Annotated in this window: 20 protein-coding genes; 14 read left to right on the top strand and 6 right to left on the bottom strand. The window is 39.9% G+C overall.

Annotated features, from left to right (window positions below; all coding sequences use genetic code 11):
* Positions 1-9: 9 nt before the first annotated feature.
* Complete coding sequence (locus MHI51_RS16910; RefSeq protein WP_076217729.1) at positions 10-243, bottom strand: hypothetical protein; 234 nt, start codon at positions 241-243, stop codon at positions 10-12.
* A gap of 319 nt (positions 244-562) precedes the next feature.
* Between MHI51_RS16910 and MHI51_RS16905 the strand changes: the two genes are divergently transcribed.
* The 7 genes from MHI51_RS16905 to MHI51_RS16875 all read left to right on the top strand — a co-directional run bounded on the left by MHI51_RS16905 (position 563) and on the right by MHI51_RS16875 (position 5,747).
* Positions 563-970, top strand: a complete 408-nt coding sequence (locus MHI51_RS16905) for a hypothetical protein (protein WP_256719014.1) — start codon at positions 563-565, stop codon at positions 968-970.
* Between the two features lie 66 nt (positions 971-1,036).
* The gene (locus MHI51_RS16900; RefSeq protein WP_076217730.1) at positions 1,037-1,462 is read left to right on the top strand and encodes a hypothetical protein; all 426 of its coding nucleotides are present in this window, start codon (positions 1,037-1,039) and stop codon (positions 1,460-1,462) included.
* A 48-nt stretch (positions 1,463-1,510) separates the two neighbouring features.
* Entirely contained in the window at positions 1,511-1,762 is a 252-nt protein-coding gene (locus tag MHI51_RS16895; RefSeq protein ID WP_081387525.1) for a hypothetical protein, read from the top strand.
* A gap of 248 nt (positions 1,763-2,010) precedes the next feature.
* Complete coding sequence (locus MHI51_RS16890) at positions 2,011-2,823, top strand: hypothetical protein (protein WP_076217732.1); 813 nt, start codon at positions 2,011-2,013, stop codon at positions 2,821-2,823.
* Between the two features lie 558 nt (positions 2,824-3,381).
* A complete protein-coding gene (locus MHI51_RS16885; protein WP_076190218.1) occupies positions 3,382-4,344 on the top strand; it encodes a YafY family protein in 963 nt (320 codons plus the stop codon).
* Positions 4,345-4,453: 109 nt separating this feature from the next.
* Positions 4,454-5,080 (top strand): type 1 glutamine amidotransferase family protein, encoded by a 627-nt coding sequence (locus MHI51_RS16880; protein WP_076217733.1) that lies wholly within the window; start codon positions 4,454-4,456, stop codon positions 5,078-5,080.
* A 196-nt stretch (positions 5,081-5,276) separates the two neighbouring features.
* The gene (locus MHI51_RS16875; RefSeq protein ID WP_405173117.1) at positions 5,277-5,747 is read left to right on the top strand and encodes a DUF3889 domain-containing protein; all 471 of its coding nucleotides are present in this window, start codon (positions 5,277-5,279) and stop codon (positions 5,745-5,747) included.
* Between the two features lie 356 nt (positions 5,748-6,103).
* On the opposite strand, the gene MHI51_RS16870 is transcribed toward MHI51_RS16875, so the two are convergent.
* The gene (locus MHI51_RS16870) at positions 6,104-7,039 is read right to left on the bottom strand and encodes a Gfo/Idh/MocA family oxidoreductase (protein WP_339243659.1); all 936 of its coding nucleotides are present in this window, start codon (positions 7,037-7,039) and stop codon (positions 6,104-6,106) included.
* Between the two features lie 111 nt (positions 7,040-7,150).
* On the opposite strand from MHI51_RS16870, the gene MHI51_RS16865 reads away from it, so the two are divergent.
* Positions 7,151-8,107: a WYL domain-containing protein gene (locus MHI51_RS16865; RefSeq protein WP_341002923.1), complete on the top strand. Its 957-nt coding sequence runs from the start codon at positions 7,151-7,153 to the stop codon at positions 8,105-8,107.
* Between the two features lie 163 nt (positions 8,108-8,270).
* Here the strand turns inward: MHI51_RS16865 and MHI51_RS16860 are convergent, their stop codons facing one another.
* The gene (locus MHI51_RS16860; RefSeq protein ID WP_076126732.1) at positions 8,271-9,515 is read right to left on the bottom strand and encodes an MFS transporter; all 1,245 of its coding nucleotides are present in this window, start codon (positions 9,513-9,515) and stop codon (positions 8,271-8,273) included.
* Positions 9,516-9,658: 143 nt separating this feature from the next.
* Here MHI51_RS16860 and MHI51_RS16855 point away from each other — a divergent pair, with 143 nt between their 5' ends.
* From MHI51_RS16855 to MHI51_RS16845, 3 genes are all read left to right on the top strand, one after another.
* Positions 9,659-11,431, top strand: coding sequence for an ABC transporter substrate-binding protein (locus tag MHI51_RS16855; protein ID WP_248548704.1), 1,773 nt, complete (start codon positions 9,659-9,661; stop codon positions 11,429-11,431).
* A 255-nt stretch (positions 11,432-11,686) separates the two neighbouring features.
* Positions 11,687-12,610, top strand: coding sequence for a ketopantoate reductase family protein (locus MHI51_RS16850; RefSeq protein WP_339243656.1), 924 nt, complete (start codon positions 11,687-11,689; stop codon positions 12,608-12,610).
* Positions 12,611-12,644: 34 nt separating this feature from the next.
* Positions 12,645-13,058 carry a VOC family protein gene (locus MHI51_RS16845; protein ID WP_076217738.1) on the top strand — a complete coding sequence of 138 codons (414 nt, stop codon included), beginning with the start codon at positions 12,645-12,647 and terminating at the stop codon, positions 13,056-13,058.
* 197 nt (positions 13,059-13,255) lie between these two features.
* Here MHI51_RS16845 and MHI51_RS16840 read toward each other — a convergent pair whose 3' ends face one another.
* The gene (locus tag MHI51_RS16840; RefSeq protein WP_076217741.1) at positions 13,256-13,648 is read right to left on the bottom strand and encodes a hypothetical protein; all 393 of its coding nucleotides are present in this window, start codon (positions 13,646-13,648) and stop codon (positions 13,256-13,258) included.
* A gap of 186 nt (positions 13,649-13,834) precedes the next feature.
* Between MHI51_RS16840 and MHI51_RS16835 the strand changes: the two genes are divergently transcribed.
* Positions 13,835-14,707 carry a GNAT family N-acetyltransferase gene (locus MHI51_RS16835; protein ID WP_342410906.1) on the top strand — a complete coding sequence of 291 codons (873 nt, stop codon included), beginning with the start codon at positions 13,835-13,837 and terminating at the stop codon, positions 14,705-14,707.
* A gap of 121 nt (positions 14,708-14,828) precedes the next feature.
* On the opposite strand, the gene MHI51_RS16830 is transcribed toward MHI51_RS16835, so the two are convergent.
* Together MHI51_RS16830 and MHI51_RS16825 are read right to left on the bottom strand one after the other, a co-directional pair.
* Entirely contained in the window at positions 14,829-14,996 is a 168-nt protein-coding gene (locus MHI51_RS16830) for a hypothetical protein (RefSeq protein WP_169744777.1), read from the bottom strand.
* Positions 14,997-15,216: 220 nt separating this feature from the next.
* Entirely contained in the window at positions 15,217-15,675 is a 459-nt protein-coding gene (locus MHI51_RS16825) for an Hsp20/alpha crystallin family protein (RefSeq protein ID WP_076126722.1), read from the bottom strand.
* A 114-nt stretch (positions 15,676-15,789) separates the two neighbouring features.
* Between MHI51_RS16825 and MHI51_RS16820 the strand changes: the two genes are divergently transcribed.
* Together MHI51_RS16820 and MHI51_RS16815 are read left to right on the top strand one after the other, a co-directional pair.
* Positions 15,790-16,014 carry a spore germination protein gene (locus MHI51_RS16820; RefSeq protein WP_036687577.1) on the top strand — a complete coding sequence of 75 codons (225 nt, stop codon included), beginning with the start codon at positions 15,790-15,792 and terminating at the stop codon, positions 16,012-16,014.
* A gap of 13 nt (positions 16,015-16,027) precedes the next feature.
* Positions 16,028-16,255, top strand: coding sequence for a spore germination protein GerPB (locus MHI51_RS16815; RefSeq protein ID WP_076184389.1), 228 nt, complete (start codon positions 16,028-16,030; stop codon positions 16,253-16,255).
* The last annotated feature ends 8 nt before the right edge of the window (positions 16,256-16,263 follow it).

Below are 16,263 nucleotides of genomic sequence, written 5' to 3'. Positions count from 1 at the left end.
TCTGTTTATTTATTCACTAACTTCAGTAATCGCATGTACAAAGACACTAAATCCGGTGTCTTTTTTTGATAGAGTAAACGACGCAACGACCTTTGACCTATCAGGGATATCCTTCGTAAGATTCTGATTACCGAGGAACTGATATCTTTCCCAACTCGCTAAGTCCACAAATGTATAGATAGCAAATTTATCATTTTTAGTAGCTCTGCAAGATACAAAGACCATATCATTGGTATAGAACATTGGCTATTCACCTCCTTCGTCGAAGATAAAATAACTTAAATTTTTGGAAAGTCAATAATTGCGTCAAATTATGTGATGGAGTTTGCAAGCGGAGCGGTTCATTGATGTGGAGGGGCGGACATTGTAGGCTGTCCTGCTGTCAGACCCCTAGCGTAGCGTCCTAAAGGGAATGGCGGCTGGGCTGACATACAGTGTCTAGCAGAGGCTCCGAGTCAATGATGCTAAGGTATTGTTGAACTGACAAATAGTTATATGACGCAGTGTTTTATGGTACATTTTATTTATGTAAGTTTTTGGTTGATAAGAAGAGTGCTGTGTCATGGAAGTGTGGGTTCCGTATGAGAAGGTTAGAAATCTTCCTCCGGATTTTAGTATTAAATATCTGATTTATTCCGAAGAAGAGGGTGGAAGAAAGCATCCCGTGTTCCAGGGATTGCGTTGTGATTTTGCATATGACGGAGACGACATCAAAGAGACTGGCATATTTGCAATTCATCCTGAATTTGAAGATAAATGCGGAAGCATTATTCTAGATAGAAATCTTCTGGTGCCTAAACAAGGTACTGCAAGAATGTGGATACTTTTCCCCGAGATGAGAAGAGAGGTACACATAAATCGAATTAAAGTTGGAGTCATTGGTTATTTCATGGCAGGTTCAAGAAGGTTGGGACAAGTCGAAGTGATTGAAATTTTGGGCTTAAACTCGAATGCGGAGTCTTTAAGTTAATATGGAACAGAGTAATGATTAGAACGTATACAATACAGATGCGATGTTAATAGGTAGGGGAGTTTAATGGAAATTAAAGAAATAGCTATTGTTGGTGGAGGAACTATATGTTTCATAATAGCTGGATTATTAATTAATAGAGCTGCAAACGGGGACCATATAAGGTTATTAAAATGGTCCATCACTACGAGTTATGTACTTCTAATTCTTAGTATTACGTTTAGTCTATACAACGATTATCATATTGATAGGTCGTTTGATTTTTATCTATTCGGTGTTTATGACACCAAAACATTCATAAAGAGCTATTTCTTCGTAGCATTCAATTTGTTTTTCATTATGTTACAAGTGTTAATGAAAATGATTGTGCGCTGGAGAGGTGTTAATAATATAACAGTAGAGCAAAAGGTTAATATGTTAATCACAACCTCCATTGTTGTAAATCCAATATTACAAATCGGATACATCGGTTCTGTATTAAACTACTGGTGAATGAAATAGTTTTGGTTGACCGCCTGCTGTTTTGGGGGCGGTTTTCATTTGCTCAAAATCAATTTCAAACAGTTACATATCAATAAGGACATGGTTCATGAAGCATTGAAACAATTTAACGAGTTGTTCAATGATACGTCGAATGAGGAGAAGAAAGCATTACTTCGTGCATTGATAAAAGAAGTGCACATGGAAAGCGATAGAACGACCCTTAAAAAAATCGTCTTCTGGTTTCTGGAGGACGATGATTTTTCGGAAAGTGGTTTACCAGTTGGTGATGCAAGGAGAACCGTATCATAAATAGGGGCAAGTTTAACCTTTGAAACCAGTGAGCTAGGATCAATTTCGTTTCGAGTTAATGTAAATAATAGCCGTTATTTTAAAATATGCGACTAGAATTGCATTTAAGGAAACATTATTGTATGATTTTGGTGTGTTAAAAATTGGAAAATTTAATCGTCATTGTGTGGACAGTACGGAAACTACTTCAGCAGTTAATTATGGCGTAACCAAAGTTTCTTATACTCATTAACTAAGGAGAAGCAGCCTTGCGTAAGAGAAAATATGTTAGCATAGCCTTAATTACATTGATTGTGATGATGGTCGTTCTATTCTTCAGTATGAAAAATGTTCTTTTCGACGGCTCTTCTAACAAATCAGAGGAACAGGCCGCCACAACAACCAGTGAGATGATTAACGAGACAGAGAAACCAGCTGCCACAATAACGAATAAGGGAACCAATGAAAAGAAGAGCGTAACCGCGATGGAGGCACTGCGCCTTGGGTACTCAGAGGCGAAGAAGCTGACGGAAGAAGAGCCATTACTTATTAACATAACAAGCACGGATGACACTTCTGTTTCCCAGGAACGAACCGATGGTTCGGATGGAACAAGAGATGCTTGGAATCTCGAATTTGGCAGCAAGAAAGGGAATGTTTTTATTTATATCAAGATCGATAATGGAATGGCCATTAAGACTGATGTGAAAAAGCACGATAAGAATTTACTTGTAAAAGGACAGTATGCGATATCTGATATTCAAATTGATTCTTCCGATGCAGTTAAACAAGCTGTTGAGAGACTGGGGATGAAACCAGGAAATCCTGCTATAGCAGATGACTGGATCAAGGGGTATCATTTTACTATCAGCGGGTATAATACTGATCCTAACTCCTCCAAAACACGTCTGCTGCTAAGAGTTATGGGTATCTCGCCGAATTCTCCTAATCGTGAGAATGATAGTTTGAGAATGAGCGCTTTCTTTGATGTCAAAACAGGCGAATTGATGAGCGCTACCGAGATGACAGGCTTCGACAAGGATGGGAATACCATGTGGAAGGATATTGAGCTTAAATACTGATGACGGCATAAATAAATGAAGAAGGAAGATATTTTCATAAAAATACAACATATTACCAAATAAAGAGTTATTATTGATGGAACTTACCGTGCGTTACTGCTCATGAGCAGACGCATGGTAAGTTTGTTTTTGTGTAAAGGCGTTATTAACTGTCTACTTGGTAAAGGCTATACGCATCACTCAAGTTTATTGAAACTGGGAATATCCATTCTTCCAGGTGATGTATATGCTGTGTATATTCTTTAGTCCCCTGAACGGCGGTTAGGGCAATTGGAACCTAGCGGATCAAAGAAAGAGCATTCTGCAAAGGATGGCCCAAAAATTTACCGTTACAAACAGCGCGGTGAACTGTATCACAAGTTGTGGTAAAGTAGAATGTTGAGTTGAGCTAAGAGCAGCAATGTTAAAAATTGCAGATTGTTCTTAAGTTACGGGAGTCGACACACATTGAATGCTACGTTAGGATTGAAAGGCTGCAAGATTGATGAATAAAGGGATGCAGGCGATTCGCAAAACAAATAATTTTGAGCGATCCTAATAAAAGATGAGGTATATGTGATGCCAAAAAACGATAATATGCTGGCAATCCTATGGATGCTGAATTCGGGTGTTAAAATGACCGCAAAACAAATATCCGAAAAGTTAGAAATAAATATAAGGACAGTCTATCGGTATATTGATGCGCTAAGTGCCAGTGGAGTGCCTATAATATCCGACACTGGTCATAATGGCGGGTATAGCTTACTGAATAATTTTATCAGAGCACCTCTGCTATTTGATATTGAAGAAAAAAAAGCACTTCTTCATGCTGCTGTTTTTGCAAAAGAAGCGGGATACCCTTTGAGTGAGGCTTTAGGTAATGCGACATCCAAATTGAAAATGTATTCGAATCAGGAACAGGAAAGTGTTCTCAGCCATCATTTAGCCGGATTTGAAGTTATAAACCGTAGGGGAGACCCTTCTATTCAGCCAGTATTGGCGGAATTGGAGCAAGCTGTAGCAAACGAATTCTCTGTAGAAATTGATTATCACACACGCCGTGATGATCAACCCAAGACTAGGGTGATAGATCCCTATGGAATGGTGTACTGGAACAATAAATGGTATATTGTTGCATTTTGCCACCTGAGAAATGAGATCCGCAGCTTTCGGGTAGAACGGATTTTACAAATCAAGCGGACTCAAAACATATTTAAACGTTCCGAAGCTTTTTTGGCTCGGGAATTTTTTTTGCGAAATCTATTACCTGATTTAGTCGGCAAGGACGGGTTAATTGCTTTAATTATCGAGGGTAGGTCAGAGGCGTTGGATGACTTATGCCTGCATTGGTTTTTGGGGCATCATCTGAAAGAGCGTACATCAAATCAAGCAATCTTTTTACTTGAGGAAAAATCAATTCATACCTATGTTCCTAATTTTCTCTTATCCTACGGGAAATCCATTCAAGTAATCGAACCACAGAGTTTGAAGGAAAAACTTGTTGGTGTTGTGTCGGAGTTAATGGAATATTATCAACTTTAAAAACTTTACTGACAGCGGATGTCAGTGAAGTCATTTTATAATGATGATAATCATTGATTACCGATGGTTGGTATCACTTGATGAATTGTAAAATAGGGAGAACTTGCAAATGAATAATACGGTATATCTTTATGTGTTTGACACAATGGCAGACTGGGAAATAGGTTACTTAACTGCCGAACTGAACTCGGGAAGATATTATAAAAAGGGGCTGGCCCCATCAAAAATAGTTACCGTGGGAATTGATAAGACTCCAATAACTACAATGGGCGGATTGAAAATATTGCCTGACATCAAATTGGATGATTGCAGTATTGAAAGATCCGATCTATTGATTTTACCCGGTGGAGATACATGGACAGAAACCATTCACCACCCCCTCTTAAAAATCGCTGAAAGGTGTTTAAGGGAAGGTATATGGGTTGCAGCGATTTGTGGTGCTACAATGGGACTTGCCCAGACAGGATTGCTGAATTCACGCGGGCATACAAGCAATGATCTGGAATACCTTAAAATGATCTGTCCCACTTATACAGGAGAAAAGCATTATAAAATGGAGTCTGCTGTAACTGATGGAAAACTGATCACAGCATCTGGGATAGCTCCGTTGGAATTTTCTGCACACATCTTGAAAGCTTTGGATGTGTTTTCTCCAAAAACATTAGACGCTTGGTATAGCCTTTATAAGACTAGTGATTCTAAATATTACTATGAGTTGATGAATTCAATACAATAAAAGATATGGGAGTGTCAGGTAAATATACAAGAATGGAACACCCAACGACTTTACATCTATTACCCATATATAACAGTGTGTTATATATGGGTAAGGACAAGATGCCGTATGAGTAACAACGCGATTTAAAATATTCGTTCCACAGAAATCCTAACGGAGTACGATAGTTAAGCATAAAGGGTTCCACATATTAGTCATGACTAATATGTGGAACCCTTTATTATATCTGACTTTCCTAAATCTAGATCTTGATAAATTTAAAAATAAAGTTGTAGACTGTACGCTGGCGTTAAGTTGTCTAAGAATACATTTGGATAAAGTGGGAGATATTACTGAAAACTTCTCCAGATGGGCGGTTATTATGAAAAAAATACTGATATCATTTTTGGCGATACTTATTTTTTCTACTTTTACAGTAGAGGCTGCGCCTGAATACGCAAAATGGGGCAAAATTGCAGTAGAGGAAACACAAAAACGATACAATGCAGTCATAATTGATTATAAGCACATTGGTCGTACTGAACTAACACCTAAAAAGTCTGAAGAGAAATTCAAACTATGGATTAGAAGCAAAGCAGGTAACGAGTTTGGAGTTTTTGTATCGATCCAATTTGACCCGCTAACTGATACAATCCAATCGATTCAGTTTTCTGAAACTAATCGTTAGATTTAATAAATCTCGCGATTACGCTAATGGGGCACGATAGTACAATGACAACAGACTGCCGAGATCATAGGCAGCCTGTTCAGCTAACTTATCCTCTAATTGAACGACCTTAATCCCAAGGATGAAACCCCTCCAAAATGCTGTGAAATAACAGCTTTTTATGAACAAGAACTAACCATAGCGTACCAAAAAGGACTGAATTTACTACTTTATTCTACAATTTCAACATATGAAAAATTCACAATAGAAAACTCAAAACCTATTCCTCTCCCTAGCTACTATCCACTAATTCCATAAGTTCTACACCCCCACAAACAAAACCCATGAAAAAGGATACCTAACACCAACCCCTATGTTTACACAAGCCTTTTTTCTATTTTTATTGCTAATTCCATAGCTTGTAAGGCATAGTCTAACTCGATTATTGATGTAGAACCCTCCTCTAAGCATTGGAGAGCATGCGTAATACTCTTTTCAAAAGGATTAGCTTGTTCTAACAAAAGTTGCTGTTTACCTGCAGAGGTATATTCAATTAATGATCCTTCAACCGTGCCGTTCATGTCGTCACTTTCTTGATAGACTAGCTTTCCTTGTTCAAAATAAGCCTCATACCCTACGGAAAAAGGATAACCCGTTGGCATTTGTGAGGATACAACGATCTCTGCGGAGACATTCGTTTTCTGAAAATGGGTACGCACTAAAGCTTGTTCACTTCGTCCACCATCGGTTCCCCACACAAAGTATTCTTCTAACGATCCAAGCAGCCACGTTACAAAATCAAGTTCGTGAATCATCAGATTTGTGGAGATAGAATGAAGTCCGAGATCCCCCCAGAGAGGAGACGTTTCTCTTTTTAAGGTGAAGGCTAAAAGCTTTCCATATTTCTCATTAGAAGTGGTTTCGTATAAATATTTGTACGCAGGATCAAATTTAATAAATTGGTTCACGAGAATTCGTCTGCCATACAATTGTTCTGCTTCCTTCATCGCAAGGGCATCTTCAATGGTAAAGCATACGGGGGTTTCACAGAATACATGTTTTCCATGTTTAAGCGCCTCAACGGCATACTGTCTATGTAAAGTCACGGGCAGACAGATATCGATCACATCAATCGTGGTATCAAGCATGATATCCTCTATATTTGTGGTAATCTCAACGCCTAACGTTTGTTTTAAATTTTGCAGCTTAGCTTCATTTCTACCATAAACAATAACTTTGTCTACACGCTCATTTTTCGTCAATAATTCTGCATGATAAGCTCCGAACCCTGTTCCTAATACGGCAATTTTCATATGTTTCAGCTCCCTTTATGTAATGAACTAATCATAACCTGTTATTGCTGACAACATCATGGCAAGAATTTTGAAGTATACTAGATAAAAAAGAAAAGCTCGGAGGTTCTCATGCGCTTGCATCGTTTGATTGCTATTTTATTATTAGTGGAATCGAGAGGGAAAATGAAGGCCAATGAACTAGCTCAAGCCTTGGAGACCTCTGTACGTTCAATCTATAGAGATATTGATGTGCTAGCTGAAGCTGGAATTCCTTTGTTGTCTATGTCGGGGCCCAATGGTGGCATCTCCTTAATGGAGGGATACACAGTTAACCTGAAGCAGTTACATGGTGAAGATGTAATCAATCTATATTTAACAGGTATGGGCATCTATTCTGGGGGACATTCTGAATCGGGTCTTAAGCTGAAAACGACGCTGTTGAAATTAGAAAAAACATTGCCCGCATCCTACCAACCTGACATTCAGAAAGCGCAAAAACGCTTTTATTTCGATGACACACCTTGGTGGACAGAACGAATAGAAATTCCCTGTCTGGAATCTATTCGGACAGCTGTTTGGCGATCTCAGAAACTACAGATTGCGTACCAAAAGGTTAGCGGAGAAATATCATGCAGGAAATTACAGCCCTATGGTCTTGTGGTGAAAAAAGAGGAATGGTATCTTATAGCCTACTGTGAAGAAGCTAAGCACATCCGCACATTTAAATGTGAGCGAATTGCCTCTACGCAGCTTTTGGAAGAAGAGTACTCTATACCTATGGATTTTTCATTAGAAGAGCACTGGAAGCAGCAGGGACAGGTTTTTAAGCAAGCTTGTAAAGAGGAAGAGGTCTATCCTGTTGTGATTAGAGCCGATAAGAGAACAAGGTCTTCTTTATCTCAGCTAGAGGTCATGGAAATGAGGGAAGAAGGGGATGCATTCATTTTAAAGGTGAATATGTTTGGTTATGAAAGTGCATGTGCTAATATCTGGAGCATAATAGGACATTCCGAAATCATTGAGCCCTTAGAGCTAAGGCAATATGTGAAAGGTCAGTTGAGTTTTCTGCAGGGAATATATGATTAACCGTTTTTTCTATGTAAAAGAGACCGTAGCTATTGCATATTCTGCAAAGATACGGTCCCGATTTTCTGATAAATGAATTAATTCATATAGTTAGTTAACATAATAATGATTATGTTAACTAAGGTGAATATGATCCAGTAAATGACATATTTAATTAGATAAGTTATCCTTTTATTGCTCTAGTTTCAACACCAAGTGTTAATTTCTCTCTGGCAACAAGTCTTTTGTGCGCTACGAGAAGAAAAGGAAGACCAAAAGCTGTTGTTAAAGCCAACGGTACGAAGATCGCAAGGCCATTCTGAGCGCCATAATGGTCTAACAACACCCCCCCGAAGATAGGTGCCATAACACTCCCTAAATTATTAAAGCCAATCGTACCAAAGTACGTCCCTTTCATTTCAGGTTTGGCAATCCGATCGATCAACATATCCATCATCGTAAAGAGTAAGACTTCCCCTATAGTGAACAGAACTACACTGATCATTAATAGAGCCACACCACCTGCAAGCCCCACTAAGAGAAGACTAAGTGCAACGCAGATATTCCCAAGGATTAAAGGGACAATCGGCGGGAATTTACTTGCCGTTCGTACAATGGGATACTGCACTACTAACACGGTTATAGCATTCAGTGACAACATATAGGAGAACAATTGCCCACCATTGGTGAAATGCGTATTCATCGCTAAATATTGAGCCATTGTTGAGCCGAAGTGACCGTATCCTAACACACAAAAGATGGTACCCAGAAGTACAGGTAGGAACACACGGTCTTTACCGGTGATTGTCAAAGCTTCGAGTAAACGTGGTGCTTGAGCTTGTGTACGGGCGGGCATGCTTGAACGATGTGCCTTAAATTGCATGAATAATACAATTCCATATGCAACATATACGATTCCTGCGATTAGAAAAGGAAAAGTTGATTCCGCAGAGCCAAGCTGTAGCCCAATGATTGGACCAAATACTACACCAAGATTAATTGCTGCATATCTAAGATTAAAGACAAGCAGCTTACTCTCGGGTGGTGTAATATCGGACAAAAGTGCCCGTGAAGTAGGCTCGAATACAGATCGACATAAGCCGTTCAAGGTGTTCACCAGGAAAAATACCCATAGATGTTGAGCCACTGAGAATCCGAAGAAGACGGCTGCCCAGCCAAATACCGAGATTAACATGACGATTTTGCGGCCAACAATATCAGAAATATAACCGCCATAAAAACTGGCCAATACGCCTGCCAGCGAGCTAACCGCGACCGTAATCCCTGTTTGTGTCGGGGAAGCTCCGAGAACTTGGGTTAGATAGATGGATAAGAACGGGATGCTCATCGAGGTCACCAGACGTCCGAACATGGTGCCGATGATAATTGTCCAGGCTAGTGGGTGAATGTGCCTTAGATGCTGATTCATAATGATTACGATCTCCTAGTCTTATTGCTCTAATATTGTTGCTGCATATTCCTTGTTGATTTATGTATAATTATAATGATAAAAGGGGGAAGGAAAAGTGTAAGAATTACATTGATCATTTCACCTTTAAAGGAGTGAACCATTTGGACCAGATAAGTAATCATTTTTTATGTTTAGCAGCAGGCGTTACTAGTTCCTTCAAAGTGAATGAACCTGTTCCTGTGACGATAGATTTATTGGCTTCGATCCTGATTTGCACTCCACGTAATGTTAAATTCGTGCTGCGGAAACTGGAAGAGCAGGAATATATTCAATGGCAGCCGGGGAGAGGCAGGGGGCATATCTCTCAACTTACTTTTTTAAAAAGTATTGATGAGGTATTCGAGGATAGCTTTCAGGAGTTAGTTAGTAAAGGCAAGATAAAAGAAGCTATCGAATTGATGAGCAGCGATCAGGTGACCGGTCCCTTAAAGGAACGATTGTTAACGATGTTAAATAAACAGATGGGTTTCCGTAGTGAAGCAGAGTCAACCTCAGGGCTGGACGTCCTGCGGATTACCCGTAACCGGCATATGGAAGTACTGGACCCTGCTTATGTATACACCGCTTTTGAATCCTATTTGCTGGGTCAGATCTATAGCACACTAGTTACTTATGACGCAACGACCGATACCTTTCTTCCTGGTTTGGCCCATATGTGGGAAGCTAATGAGGGCCATACAAGTTATATTTTTTACCTCCGTAAGGGGGTGCGCTTTCATCACGGAAGAATCATGACCTCGAGAGATGTAAAAGAGACGCTGCAACGGCTTATCGACTTGAACAGCCCTGCGGTTAGCCTTTATAAGGATATCGAACGAGTAGAGGTTGAAGGAGATCATCGAATCCGGTTTGTGTTGTCACGTCCAAATCTCTTTTTTCTGCATCTGTTCAGTTGTATTCACATGTCCATTCTCCCTTACGATATAGACATCACTAGTGAAGTAAGCGGTACAGGTCCCTACCGTTTATTGGATCTGAATGAGGATGTTTTGGTGCTCGCAGCTTTTGATTTTTATTTCGGAATTCGGCCGCTTCTGGATCGTGTTGAGATTTGGTATTTGCCAAAAGAGGCTTCTAATGAACGCCAATACCAGCTGCCAGATCCTGAACATGGGGAACTTTTACCTGATATCATCAGCAATCACAGTATAGATTACCCAGCCTTAGGCTGCAGATATATTCTGTTTAATTTTCATAGAGAGGGAATTCATCAGCAGCTATGGTTTCGCCAAGTGATCCGTATCCTTTACAGTCGAACGGCTTTAATAAAAGAATTGGGTGGCAATCGTATCACTCCAGCAGATAGCTTTTTGCCATGGGAGAGCAGTAAGAGAGAGCTTCTAGATCCAACTTTGGAACATGCCCGAGCGCTTTTAGCGGAAAACGGGTATCAGGGAGAAGTCATTACTTTAGCAACTAAGGATAAAAAAGAAGAACGAGAAGAAGCGTTATGGCTCCAAACACGCGCTGCCTCCGTAGGTTTGCAAATTGAGTTATATTTTTTCAATGAATTTAAGGCAGATCATATACAGACAACAGCCGAGATCCAGCTTGCTGAAGAGGTTTTAGAAGATGATTGGCAATGGGGAATGATTAACTACTTTAATAATAAATCTAATTATTTATTCTCTTTGCTTAGAAAGGACCAGATTTCATTGTTTTCGAAGGTATTAGGTCCTTTCACAGAATCTCCAAAGGATGAACGGGTGAAACTACTGAATCAAGCAGAGGAGATTCTTCGAGACAATTACTGGGTGCTACATGGCTGTCATATGAATAAAAAAGCTCAGCTAAATCAAAGCCTGTTTGGTCTGCACACCGGTTCCTTCGGGTTTCTGGACATCTCTAAGTTATGGATTAAAACTAGGCTTTAAGGTTTTCTTTTGTTATACTTTCCAGGGAGGCTGTATCGATAGAATCGAATGGCGCTCTAGATGGATCAGATTTAAGAATAGTAATTTATTTGTAGCCATGGAGGTGAACTCGTTGGATTTTGCTCAGATCCGTATGGACCGAGACAAAAGAACGGTCGATACTTGACTCTTTTTTTGCCATTCGGACCTGTTTAGCGGATAAGCTAAGCGGTCTTTTTATTTGTTAAAAATTAGGTGAAAAAAGGGGAGACTTACATGCGTTTTCTATTCGTGGGTGCAGGAGCTATTGGTGGTTATTTTGGAGGGCGTCTGGTTCAAAAAGGGGAAGATGTAACTTTTCTAGTCCGTTCTACTAAACAAAAGCAGTTAGAAGATGAGGGTCTGGCAATAAAAAGTGTGCATGGTGACTTTAAGACTCCCGTTCGGACGATTACATATGGGGAGAAGGCAGAGCCTTTTGACTGTATTATTATTGCAGTGAAGGCCTATCATTTGCCTCAGGTGATGATGGATCTTACCCCTTTCGTCGGTGAACAGACTATGATTCTCCCGCTCCTTAATGGGTATAAACATTTTGGTATTTTGCAGCAGCATTTTGGAGCAGAAAAGGTACTGGGTGGTCTTTGTTATATCGAGACAACGTTAGGTTCTAATGGAGCTATCATACAAAGTAGTTCTTTTCATAGTATTGTGTTTGGTGAATGGGCGGGTGGGGAGTCAGAACGAACGCAGAAACTTCTCAGTCATTTGGATAAAGCAGGTTTCACTGTGATACTAAGCTCTGATATTCAGCGCGAAGTGTGGCAGAAATATATATTCGTAGCTAGTTTAAGCGGGATTACAACTTTAATGGATAGCTCGGTTGGACCCATTTTAGCCTCATCTACAGCGCGTACTATTTATGAACAGCTTCTGAATGAGATCGTGAGTATAGCGCAAAGTGCAGGAATGCCTGTTGGAGCAGATATGGTGACTGCTACGATGCAAAAGATGGATTCGGTCCCACCCGAATTTACTTCCTCTATGCATAGGGATATGCTAAAACATCTGCCAGTGGAAGCTGAGCATCTGCATGGTGCTCTTTTGGCGATGGCTGTATCTGGTCAAGTTGTGTATCCTATTCTCGAAACCGTATATGCCCGTTTGAAAGTATACGAAAGCGTTAATGATATGAGATGATCTGTATAAAATTACTTTAAGGAGCTGGACGATTATGAAGGAACTGAATCAAAAGATAATGACATTTCTAATGTTCGAAGGAAAGGCTGAAGAAGCTATGAATTTCTATACTTCTTTATTTGATCACTCCGAAATCATCAGTATTAAACGTTATGGAGCAAATGAAGCAGGCCCTGAAGGGAGTGTCATGCAGGCTACTTTTTCATTACATGGACAAGTCTTTATGTGTATAGATAGCTACGTGAAGCATGGATTCACCTTTACTCCAGCGGTATCCTTATATGTGAATTGTGAAAGTGAAGCCGAAATTGACCGCGTCTATGCAGCATTATCCCAGGGTGGACAGGTGCTCATGCCACTAGGCGAATATCCATTCAGTTCGAAATTTGGCTGGGTAGCGGATCAATTTGGTGTGTCATGGCAATTAAATCTTTCGGGGAATGTGTAATCGATTGATGTGTTGCACGGTCAGATAATATTCTGTATCACAAGGGTCCGAGTTCGTCTGTAAAATGACGTACTCGGACCCTTAGTGTTCAGGCAGCGGAAAGGTCTGAGGAATCTTCTGATTTTTAAATTACGGTTGCAGCCCGCTTATGACTAATGAAGAAATTAGCTGTATATTAGCAATTAAAGTAACAGCTGTTAATTACATTGCTGAACAACGGTTGTGCGTTCATTAGTAATCGTGACTTTGGAATGACCTGATAAATATTCGGTATAACCGCACACGGTTTGTTCTTTAGACTGTCCGTTAGAGTTGGTATATCGAAGATATATAGCACCTTCACCATTTAAACTCAATTTTGGTTTGAATTTTTTCTTTTGTCCTGCTTTTATTGGACTTGTATACAATTTCTTTGAATCCGCACGAATTAATCCTACTTCGATAGAGCTAATATCAACATCAGATTGATTATCTACGATGACTGAGAAGCTTTTAAACGGACTCAGAAGATTTGATATCGTCCCTACACCAAGAGCAACTCCACAAGTAATCAGAAATAGCGTAATTCCTATAAAAAATCGTTTTCTCATCCTTCAGTCCCCCTATATAAGTAAGACAGGGGTTACTTAAAAAATGTTACAACAAGGAGAAGTTAGTTATAAAAATTCATTACCAAATCAAGTGTGGACATGCATGTTATTATAAATATATTCCATATTAATGATTTGAAAAGGGGTTTTGTATTGACTACTATCCGTCATTTTGAACAAGGTGACATGCCATTACTTGGTGAACTTTATAGCACAGTATCTTCAAAGGGGAATGTTGTTTTTTGGTGGGTTGGCACTGAGGAAAATTGGGAAAATGTATATTGCGCTTTCGAGGACGGTAAAATGGTGGCCAAAGGTCAAGTGAGCATCATCAATATTGTTCCGCCCGGCCGTTCCGAGGATAGCAGACATTCGATCTACCTGAACTTAAAAACAATACCAGAACGTGAAGGCGATTATGATTTATTAGAAAAAGTTTATCAGTCACTCTTATTAAGAGCACTCGAATTAAAAGAAACGTTATCAAAGGATTACAAAACCACTCTATGTGTAGGGAACGATTCGGCAGAAGTCTTGAATACTCAATTTTTCGAAAAAGTGAAGGGCTTCTCTCATTATAATAGCTTATTTAAGATGAAACACAATCTAAGTGATGGCTTGTCTGAACCCACTCTGGCTAAGGAACTTGAATTCGCAACCTGGAATATGGAGACGCCTGAAGAAGACGAGCATTATTTGGAATTAGAAGCTGAGATTTGGCCGGAAACTCCGCTAGGGAAAGAACGGTTAGCTGAATTTAAACAAAATCCGCTCTGGACATCACTTGTTGTTCGAGAAGGGGAGAAGGTTGCGGGTAGCTTAATGGTCTGGCAGGAAGAGAAGGGTGGCTACATCGAAAATGTATTTGTACTTGAGCCATGGAGAAGATCCGGAATTGCTAAGTACATGCTTTTTCAAGCATTGAGCTATTTTAGAACCCACGGACTGGAAGAGGCATCTCTGATGGTGCTTACGGAAAATGATTCTGCATTACGGCTATATGAATCTGTCGGATTCATTCTAACGAATGAGGAAAGACGATATCGGATTGAACTATAAAAGTTTTTGAAAGTGAAGGATTACCAAGCAAAGTGCGATAGCTTTTTTGTCGAGCTTAGGTTCGAGGTTAAGGTCGCACTTTATTTGGTAACCCGTTCTGTGAATTATCTGCTAAATGCTTTCATGCCTTTTGCTTCCCATCACATTTTTTACATACGTTAAGCTTTTCACCTGAAATGCCTTTCCCGAAGTACAACAGCTTAATACGTGTGCTTCCACAGATCGGACATGTTCCTCTGGCCCGGGATGGAATGCGCCAAAGTGCTTTGCCGCGTTTGTTTTTAGACATGATTTGCCCCCACCTTTACTCTTAATACTCCATCTTATGACCAAGAGGAACTTAAAGTTCGAAGAGCGAAAAGAATAGAAAATCGGATGAAAAAGGGGCAAAAAACACCCTCAAAAAACAGCGTATAACTTAAATTATACGCTGTTTTGATTTTGAGACGTTTTTTTAGGGGGAATGGGGCATTTGGACGAGTAAAACAGGTGGATTTTAAAGGGATATTTTATAAATAACGGATGTCGATGTCTTTGAATCTTCCCGCTGACATTTTAGGCATTCTGAATTGCAGGGAACCTTGCTTATAAGTGCCTCTGCTCTGATCTGGAATGACGGGAACTGGCAACTGAATAATCTCGCTATGATCTTTTCCTAAACCTGTTAATTTAATTTGTGTGCGATTGATTTGTGCCCATATACTTTCGGGGTGAATTCCGTTCGGAATACGAATTTTGGTAATCAGGTGATTATGAGTGTCGATATGCTCAAAACTTAAACTTGTGGTTTCGTTCATAAATGAAGAGGAGGTCGCTGCAGTTGCTTCACGGATTACTTTTTCGACATACCCGTCAATTTGGTTAGGATCCAACTTCCACTGCTCTTCAAGAGCTTTCAAGGATAACTTTTTTTTAAAAAAGGGATCTTCATTCATCCAATCCAAAGGGTTCGTCTTATTGGGACTCATAGCTCTGCGCCTCCTACGGTTTTTATCCATTGTATGGGCGTTTGACTTATTCAGTGACATCTGGGCGAATATCTACATAGAATAGCTTATCATTCCGAAAGGAGGAGTGGTTTGGTGGTTTCAATCATCGGCAATATTAAAATCAATAGCGTAGGCCCCAGCTCCACAGTCTTAGTAGGAAATACGGCATCCGTTATCCTGAGCAGCAACTCTAAAATTTATGCCGGTGCCAACTCCTTCTCCATAGGTGACTCTATAGGTACGAATATAACGAATAATGCGGCCAGCAGTACAAATACGATGGATTCAGATGTGGTGGATCAAGTATCACCTCCTTAAGGGTGGGGTTTAAATGAACATTACGGTATATCAATGCATATCGATCTATAATCTAAAAATCGGCACTATCTCTAATTCCTCAGTTCTTCAGGTAGGGACATCGGGACGAATTAATACTTTGTCTCATAATTATGAGACCTCTGGAGCTCCATCATCGGCTCCAACGACTCCAGCGGAAAAAATGGCTTCACCCCTTGTATCCTTACCGCCAGCGGCGGAACTATATGCACATCTGAATTAGGCTCTTTG

The organism is Paenibacillus sp. FSL H8-0260 (assembly GCF_045040625.1).
GTDB lineage: Bacteria > Bacillota > Bacilli > Paenibacillales > Paenibacillaceae > Paenibacillus_AQ > Paenibacillus_AQ odorifer.
The sequence above is the reverse complement of the archived record's forward strand: the minus strand, read 5'-3'. Positions and strand labels throughout refer to the sequence as shown.

Excerpts from the sequence above, each read along its gene's own strand:
- MHI51_RS16815 (WP_076184389.1), top strand. The coding sequence starts at position 16,028 with ATGAACATTACGGTATATCAATGCATATCGATCTATAATCTAAAAATC.
- MHI51_RS16865 (WP_341002923.1), top strand. The coding sequence starts at position 7,151 with ATGCGCTTGCATCGTTTGATTGCTATTTTATTATTAGTGGAATCGAGA.
- MHI51_RS16905 (WP_256719014.1), top strand. The coding sequence starts at position 563 with ATGGAAGTGTGGGTTCCGTATGAGAAGGTTAGAAATCTTCCTCCGGAT.
- MHI51_RS16875 (WP_405173117.1), top strand. The coding sequence starts at position 5,277 with ATGACTAATATGTGGAACCCTTTATTATATCTGACTTTCCTAAATCTA.
- MHI51_RS16860 (WP_076126732.1), bottom strand. The coding sequence starts at position 9,515 with ATGAATCAGCATCTAAGGCACATTCACCCACTAGCCTGGACAATTATC.
- MHI51_RS16830 (WP_169744777.1), bottom strand. The coding sequence starts at position 14,996 with ATGTCTAAAAACAAACGCGGCAAAGCACTTTGGCGCATTCCATCCCGG.
- MHI51_RS16910 (WP_076217729.1), bottom strand. The coding sequence starts at position 243 with ATGTTCTATACCAATGATATGGTCTTTGTATCTTGCAGAGCTACTAAA.
- MHI51_RS16870 (WP_339243659.1), bottom strand. The coding sequence starts at position 7,039 with ATGAAAATTGCCGTATTAGGAACAGGGTTCGGAGCTTATCATGCAGAA.
- MHI51_RS16835 (WP_342410906.1), top strand. The coding sequence starts at position 13,835 with ATGCCATTACTTGGTGAACTTTATAGCACAGTATCTTCAAAGGGGAAT.
- MHI51_RS16880 (WP_076217733.1), top strand. The coding sequence starts at position 4,454 with ATGAATAATACGGTATATCTTTATGTGTTTGACACAATGGCAGACTGG.
- MHI51_RS16845 (WP_076217738.1), top strand. The coding sequence starts at position 12,645 with ATGAAGGAACTGAATCAAAAGATAATGACATTTCTAATGTTCGAAGGA.
- MHI51_RS16885 (WP_076190218.1), top strand. The coding sequence starts at position 3,382 with ATGCCAAAAAACGATAATATGCTGGCAATCCTATGGATGCTGAATTCG.
- MHI51_RS16850 (WP_339243656.1), top strand. The coding sequence starts at position 11,687 with ATGCGTTTTCTATTCGTGGGTGCAGGAGCTATTGGTGGTTATTTTGGA.
- MHI51_RS16825 (WP_076126722.1), bottom strand. The coding sequence starts at position 15,675 with ATGAGTCCCAATAAGACGAACCCTTTGGATTGGATGAATGAAGATCCC.
- MHI51_RS16900 (WP_076217730.1), top strand. The coding sequence starts at position 1,037 with ATGGAAATTAAAGAAATAGCTATTGTTGGTGGAGGAACTATATGTTTC.
- MHI51_RS16840 (WP_076217741.1), bottom strand. The coding sequence starts at position 13,648 with ATGAGAAAACGATTTTTTATAGGAATTACGCTATTTCTGATTACTTGT.